Consider the following 5,864-nt stretch of genomic DNA (forward strand, 5'->3'; position numbering starts at 1 on the left):
AAACGGCCTAGCGATGGTAGGCAGTGCGGCAAAGCCGCAGACCAAGCAAAAACTTGTTTTTTGCGCAGGGCCGAGCGAATAGCGAGCTGCCGAACGTAGCGCCGCAAGCGTAGCGCAACGGAGGCCCCAAAAACAACACTGATAAAGACATTAAATGTAAAAGCTAGAAAACAATCAGCGAGCTCTGTGATTTTTGTATCACAAAACTGGCCGAGTATGGACGTGAACTAGTACGGATGAACGCCTATCTTTCTGTTAAATCTATGACATAAAAAGATGTAGATTGGAGTTTTTCTTTCATTAAAAAAACTTCTTTATCAAAAAAAAGTTCATTCTCATGTAGGACGAAGTAGTTAACCCTCATATTGCCCATGTAGTAACTATTCTGCCCAACGGACAATGTCGTGCTATACCCCCGTTTACTATAAACATATATCCCATCTGATAAAGTTATGGTTGACCTTTCTATATTAGTATCATTGGTACTAAATACCCCAAAGGATAACTCATCACCTAAATATTTATTATTAGCAATATTTCTAAATATATTACTTACTTCAATAGGAAGTTCTTTAAAAGTCATCTTTTGAGGAATCACTTTAGATAAATCAACTAAATTATCATTTGACACAGGTAAGGCAAATGTAAAGACCGAAAATAATGCCATTGGGATTCCCCCTACAATCCAGTTTAGTTTCTTTTTGAGAGAGTATCTAAAAACAAACAATAATGCTACAGCATATTGGAATAGTCCAATCCAATCTAAGTAAAAAACTATAAGCTTAGAAAAGATGTTTCCGCCCTCAACATAAACACTTAAAACAAGAGATGTCCAAATCAACAGTAGCAGTACCCAAGAAAAAACAAAACTAGATATAAGGACTTTTTGATTAACTATATTGATGATACCCATAGAGCTTTTTTTTTAATATCCACCAGTTGCCCCATTTCCTCCAAAAGATTTTTCAGGTACTTTATTTAGGTGTTTCGACTTTATAATCCGTTCCATTCTGAGGAGTATAGCTACTGCTATTTGGATATAAGTCTCGTCTAGTTGCCTTGACATGTCTTTCAAGAGGTGCAAACCAAACTCCTACGTTTTTGTCCATTGTTCCCAAATGATTTGCCCATGATGCCCAACCATCACCATATTGAGGGTACTGATCTACATAATCTATTCTCAAATCGAAATAATGTTTTTGCCCCCAAAGTACATCCAGATACTCAGGACACATATTATCTTGAGTCCAACTAGTAGCTCCCCCCCAATACTTAACAACATCTAAATTTGCATCTATAATATCTTGCGTTCCCCTATCTAGGTCATCTTCCTTCCCATTAAACCCAAAACGATAGCCCTCCCCACTCACAAACTTGCGCCCAGGCATTTCCCAACCAAAAGGATTTTGAACTCATTTTATTTCAAAGAACGAGGTCTAAAGATACTATTTTTTATCTTTTTTTGGGGCCTGCCGCCTTTGGCGGCCGGGCCCTTGCAGGGCTCGCAGGTCTGCTCGGCCCTGCGGGCTTCGCCCTTGGTCTGCCGCTGCGCGGCCCCCTTGCAGGCCCCTAGGCCAAGTCGCTTCGCTCCTTTGCGGCGGCTTCGCCGCCTGCTAGCTGTGGCTGCAGGTTGAAACCCTCATGAAGTTAACGACTAAACCTAGCAAGACATTAAAAATATGCTTACCATAGGCGCCTTATAAAGCCATAATATTGTTCACTTAACTTGCTATAAATGTAGTGTACCTCCTTCAACTCAAATTTCCCTTCATCGCTAACTAGCCAAATATCTTTTTTTATAGCATCATCTGGAGTCGGACGCTCTGATTCCTTTGTGCTGTCCATAATGTGCACATAAACATAAGGCCTCCCATAAGTTATATATGAATAATAGGTATCTAAAACCCCCACTTCCTTAAAGTGTTTAGCCGCTAAGCAATCTATTAGACGCCCATTTTTTTGTAAGTAAGGAGACAATACATTTCAGTATAGGGCTCTTCTTCCCAATATTCAAAAGAAGCTAGTATGGGTTCAGGCTTCCCTATCTCTAGAGGCCACATTCCTTTCAAAGATAAATTCCCCTTTCTCCCTGGAAGTATTTTATTTTTCAATGAATCACTAATAGGACCTGAACGAACTTTTTTAAATAAAGAAGCTATATCTTTTTCATTAAGATCATCTCCTAGAAGCAGGTCTTTTAAATAGAACGCCTTGGCCTCCTCAATCTTTCTTTGTTTTCTTGCTAAAACCGCTAAAGAATCATCTAGTCCTTTTTGGCTTTCATCTTCGCCTCCATCTACAGGTTTAGTCAAGCAGCTTGCCATAATCATTAAAAGTATCAAATATCCCTTATTCATTCTTTTTCATTTTACGTATAGTTGTAATTATCCATTTTGTAGGATTTAAAGGAAAGGAATCTGTTCCCTCATTAGGATCTTCCGTTGTATAGCCTCTTAGGGTCCCATCTGCTTGAGGATAAAACCTATTATAAGTAGCATTTTTTGCATCCGCTTCTGTTCCCCAGCCATTTTCCCATCCAGAAAAATATAATTTACCATTTTTATCAATTCCCCTCCCAGTTAAAACGATAAAGTGATCTGAGGTCATATCAGTGATATCATTAGAGCTAGTAGGCCATCCATCTAAGCCAACAATTAGTGGTCGACCAGCTTCCAATTCACTGTTAATAACTCGAAACCCATTTAATTGACTTTCTGAAATTGGAAGCATCTCACCTCCATTATCCTCTATATGCTTCTTGATTTGATCAAGTTTAGATACATCAAAATACATCTGATTCAAGTACACCCCTTCCTCAAAATAATCATCTTCATCTTGAGGAGAAAACCCATTTAAATTAACCGTTTTTTCACTCATCGCCCAACAATCCTTTTTAACCTTATATTTTAAGTAGTTGTGTTGGTTTACAAAAGTTTCCTCAGAAATCACATTTTTTATACTAATTTTGAACCTCATCAGTGCCTTCCTCAAAAAGCCAGATCCCGAAAAATGACTGCTTCCCTCTCCAGACCAATAAAACATTCTCTCACCCGTTGCGTGCCCTAATCTTACACTTCGTAAGTCATATGCAAAATTAGCTACATCTGATTCTTCTAGTATCCGCAGCTCAATACTTTCTCCCCAACGATCTATATACTTTCCATCTGCCGCAAAAAATATTTCAAGTCCATCTAAATCTATTGCTGATATCGGCATATTCCCCGCAAACTGATAGGGCGTATACCAAGGATAATCCGGACTCAAGGGATCCACACTCAAGAACTTCCCTACACTCGGATTATACAACCGAAAGCCATAATCCTGTATATTTTGCGTCCCCCAATCTCGGTCATCCTCCTTCCCATTAAACCCAAAACGATAGCCCTCCCCACTCACAAACTTACGGCCAGGCATTTCCCAACCGAATGGATAATATAGGCTTGCCGAAGAAACCTGCGCCAAATAATAATCTGCCTGTCCAGTTTGGCTGCTGTCTTGACCCAAAGATTTATCACTGACCGTAGCCAGTACATTGCCTAGGTGGTTGGAGAGCTCGTAGCAGCGGCGACCTAGCTCTAGTTGCTGGTAGCTGCTTTGCGCCAAAGCCGTTTTGAGCAGACTCCCAGCAGGCAAACCAACGGTCCCCGACTCATCCCGATACCTTAAAGCTAAGGCTTTTTTCAAGATTCCCAAACGAGCCGAGCCATATAAATGCAGCTCCTCCAGATAAAGACTATCTTTGTCATCGACCAGCGCAATATTTTCTTCATTGAATTGATAAACCGCTCATATACAAAATGCCAATAACCGCCTAGGGACAAGCCCCTAGGCGATGAATGGCAGGCGGCAAAGCCGCCACAAAGGAGCGAAGCGACTGGCCTAGCGATGTGCAGGGGTGGCCGAAGGCCAGACCAAGCGGGCGCAGCCCGCGCAGGGCCGAGCGAGCAGCGAGCTGCGCAACGTAGCGCCCGCCAAAGGCGGGAGGCCTCTAGAATACAGGCTTATTATTCTGACATAAGTCAGAGAATAAAAATTTAATGCCTTTTAGCACCATCCCACAACTAGGACAACATACGTCTTTTAATTCAGACTGTTGTTTCAAAAAATGTTTTTTATCTTCAATTCCCAATTGGACATCAAAAGAAGAAACTAATCCTCCATAAATTTCAAAACTACATTTTTTACATTTTACATTAACGGGGGCAAACCTAAACAACTTATTGTTTTTTTTATACAAAAAAATTGGATACAAAGATTTCATTTCATTCTTAAACTCTGAAAATCTTACATCTACACAATCAATTTCAACAAGAATTTGAAAATCCTTATAATATCTTTTAAGCAACCGTTTTGCACCTTTTTCCTTTGCAAGGTTCAAAAAAACATCTAAATCATTTTTATCTTTTATAAGATATGTTGGTGTATTAAAATACAACTGATTAGCAAACTTTGACTTATTCATAAAATTTCTTTTATCTAGGGCCATGCTCTTCCACACTTAATGGTTCTACTTCTATAGGAACTAAATATTCAGCCTCTGTATTTTTGCTATTGGGCTGTTTGATTACATCGCTTCGTTTTACTCTAATTTCAAATAACATATAAGCTCCTCCTCTAGAACTTCCAAAATAATGAGCAGTTTTTTTATTCTCTGTAAAAGAAATAAGCGTTCGTTCTGCATCAACCCCATTAACACAAACTCCGTCTAAAAATGAAACACTTCCACCATGCGCCAATGCATAACGTTCTATACTTCCAAAATGCGTTATAAGACCTTCATGCATATCAGTTTTATACGTAGATATTTTTGATTGAAACATTTGCGTAATTGCGGCTTGACTCATGACTAAACCACTATCATCATATGCTAACTGTTCAGCATAATTATCAGTTCCTCGATATAATGTGATGTACTCATCATCTTGATCATCCTTTCGTGGGGATTCAATTGGAACATCCTCATTCCACCATTTTTCTTTCCATTTCAAAAAAGATTCTGCATTTGCAGGAGGAAGAGGATAACCATAATGTTGCCATTTATTCCAAAACTCTCCATGCTCTGACTGATCATATTCATGTGCTAGATCTTTACTTGCCCGTCCACCACCACTTCCAAATAAATTTATAACTGCTAGACCTGCATCTATAAAACCACCTCTGCCTAACGAAGGTTTTGGGCTTGTTCTTACCCTAGGCGTCTTTCTTAATTTACTTCTTACGCTATTTTCTAAGCTTTTTTTATTTTTTATCTCAATTTTAGTTCTTGTTTGCTCTTTTGTTTTAACTTGAACTTCTTCTTTAAACTCTAAACCATCTAAATCACTTCCTGCTATCGGACAATTATGGGCAAATTGATAACAGGTCAGCATTGGATAATCCGGACTCAACGGATCCACACTCAAAAACTTCCCTATACTCGGATTATACAACCTAAAGCCATAATCCTGAATGTTTTGCATTCCCCAATCTCGGTCATCTTCCTTCCCATTAAACCCAAAACGATACTCCTCCCCACTCACAAACTTGCGGCCAGGCATTTCCCAACCGAATGGATAATATAGGCTTGCCGAAAAAACCTGCGCCAAATAATAATCTGCCTGTCCAGTTTGGCTGCTGTCTTGACCCAAAGATTTATCACTGACCGTAGCCAGGACGTTGCCTAAATGGTTGGAGAGCTCGTAGCGGCGGCGGCCCAGCTCTAGTTGCTGGTAGCTGCTCGCCTCTGGAGCAGCCGAACTTTTAAACAGAAGCAGATCACCCAAATCATCACCAGGAAGCTCCAAACTTTTTTGAAACTCCTTTAAGGTCGCTCTTTTTTTCAAGATCCCCAAACGAGCCGATCCATATAAATGCAACTCCTCCAG

7 protein-coding genes are annotated in these 5,864 nt (G+C 39.8%); all 7 read right to left on the reverse strand.

What is annotated here, in order from left to right; all coding sequences use genetic code 11:
• Window positions 1-244: 244 nt before the first annotated feature.
• Window positions 245-913, reverse strand: a complete 669-nt coding sequence (locus SAPGRDRAFT_RS00565) for a hypothetical protein (RefSeq protein ID WP_002656326.1) — start codon at window positions 911-913, stop codon at window positions 245-247.
• Window positions 914-974: 61 nt separating this feature from the next.
• Window positions 975-1,388: a hypothetical protein gene (locus SAPGRDRAFT_RS00570; RefSeq protein WP_002656328.1), complete on the reverse strand. Its 414-nt coding sequence runs from the start codon at window positions 1,386-1,388 to the stop codon at window positions 975-977.
• A gap of 295 nt (window positions 1,389-1,683) precedes the next feature.
• Window positions 1,684-1,977 carry a hypothetical protein gene (locus tag SAPGRDRAFT_RS00580; protein ID WP_156001783.1) on the reverse strand — a complete coding sequence of 98 codons (294 nt, stop codon included), beginning with the start codon at window positions 1,975-1,977 and terminating at the stop codon, window positions 1,684-1,686.
• Complete coding sequence (locus SAPGRDRAFT_RS00585; protein WP_002656330.1) at window positions 1,944-2,357, reverse strand: hypothetical protein; 414 nt, start codon at window positions 2,355-2,357, stop codon at window positions 1,944-1,946. The genes SAPGRDRAFT_RS00580 and SAPGRDRAFT_RS00585 overlap by 34 nt, the downstream gene beginning before the upstream one ends.
• Window positions 2,350-3,693 (reverse strand): RHS repeat domain-containing protein, encoded by a 1,344-nt coding sequence (locus SAPGRDRAFT_RS21310; RefSeq protein WP_081491908.1) that lies wholly within the window; start codon window positions 3,691-3,693, stop codon window positions 2,350-2,352. The genes SAPGRDRAFT_RS00585 and SAPGRDRAFT_RS21310 overlap by 8 nt, the downstream gene beginning before the upstream one ends.
• A 295-nt stretch (window positions 3,694-3,988) precedes the next feature.
• On the reverse strand, window positions 3,989-4,462 hold the full coding sequence (locus SAPGRDRAFT_RS00600) for a hypothetical protein (RefSeq protein WP_002656332.1): 474 nt from the start codon (window positions 4,460-4,462) through the stop codon (window positions 3,989-3,991).
• Between the two features lie 10 nt (window positions 4,463-4,472).
• A partial coding sequence (locus tag SAPGRDRAFT_RS21315) for an RHS repeat domain-containing protein (RefSeq protein ID WP_081491909.1) occupies window positions 4,473-5,864 on the reverse strand: 1,392 nt, incomplete at its 5' end.

Origin of the sequence: Saprospira grandis DSM 2844 (assembly GCF_000275825.1) — a bacterium.
Taxonomy (GTDB): domain Bacteria; phylum Bacteroidota; class Bacteroidia; order Chitinophagales; family Saprospiraceae; genus Saprospira; species Saprospira grandis_A.